Annotated in this window: 1 protein-coding gene; it reads left to right on the top strand. The window is 72.6% G+C overall.

What is annotated here, in order from left to right:
- Positions 1 to 1,379, top strand: a 1,379-nt coding sequence (locus ACFC1F_RS43410) for an AMP-binding protein (protein ID WP_376167355.1), incomplete at both ends; no start/stop codon positions are given.

Consider the following 1,379-nt stretch of genomic DNA (forward strand, 5'->3'; position numbering starts at 1 on the left):
CTCTCCCGCCTCGGCGCCGGAGACGACCTGCCCATCGGCACCCCCGTCGCCGGCCGCACCGACCAAGCCCTCGACGACCTCGTCGGGTTCTTCGTGAACACGCTGGTGCTGCGGACGGACGTGTCGGGGAGCCCGTCGTTCGGCGAGGTCCTGCGGCGCGTCCGCGAACGCGCCCTGGACGCCTACGCCCACCAGGACGTGCCCTTCGAGCGCCTCGTCGAGGAACTCGCCCCCGCCCGCTCCATGGCCCGCCACCCCCTCTTCCAGGTCATGCTCGCCCTCCAGAACAACACCGACCCGGATCTCGACCTGCCCGGCCTCAACACCACCGTCGTCCCCGGCCCGCAACCGCCGGAGAAGTTCGACCTCTCCCTGACCCTGCGGGAGACCTTCGGCGACCACGCCCGCCCCCGCGGCATCAGCGGCCAACTCGGCTATGCCACCGATCTGTTCGAGCACGGCACCGTCGAGGCGATCGCGGAGCGGTTCGTGCGGGTGCTGGACGCGGTCACCACCCGCCCGGCCGACCCCGTCGACCGGGTGCAGGTCCTGTCCGCCGGGGAGCGCGAGCGCGTCCTGGTGGAGTGGAACGACACCGCCCGCCCCCTGGCCGGGGCGACGCTGCCCGAGCTGCTGAGCGCGCAGGCCGGGCGGACCCCGGACGCGGTCGCGCTGGTCTGCGGCGACACCCGGCTCACCTATGCCGAGCTCGACACCCGCGCGAACCGGCTCGCCCACCTGCTCACCGAGCAGGGCGTCGGCCCGGAGTCGCGGGTGGCGGTGTTCATGGAGCGCTCGACCGACATGGTCCTCGCCCTGCTCGCCGCCGTGAAGGCCGGCGCCGCCTACGTCCCCGTCGACCCGCAGTACCCCGCCGAACGCATCACCCGGATGCTCCGCGACTCGGCGCCGCAGTGCGTGCTCACCCACACCCCCACCAGCCACCTCCTCCCCGAAACCGAGAACCTCCCCCGCCTCGTCCTGGACGAGCCCGGCACGCAGGCACTGCTCACGGACCGCCCCGGACACGCCCCCCGGCCCCGTCTGCTGCCCGAGCACCCGGCCTATCTCATCTACACCTCCGGCTCCACCGGGACCCCCAAGGGCGTGGCGCTCGCCCACCGCGGCATCGTCAACAGGCTCGCCTGGATGCAGGCCGAGTACCCGCTCGACGCCTCGGACCGGGTCCTCCAGAAGACGCCCTACGGCTTCGACGTCTCGGTCTGGGAGTTCTTCTGGCCGCTGACCTGCGGCGCCACCCTCGTCATGGCCAAGCCCGACGGACACCGCGACCCCGCCTACCTCGCCGAGCTGATCAACACCGAAGGCGTCACCGTCACGCACTTCATCCCCTCCATGCTCCAGGCGTTCCTCCAGGA

The sequence above is a fragment of the Kitasatospora sp. NPDC056181 genome (genome assembly GCF_042266225.1).
GTDB lineage: Bacteria > Actinomycetota > Actinomycetes > Streptomycetales > Streptomycetaceae > Kitasatospora.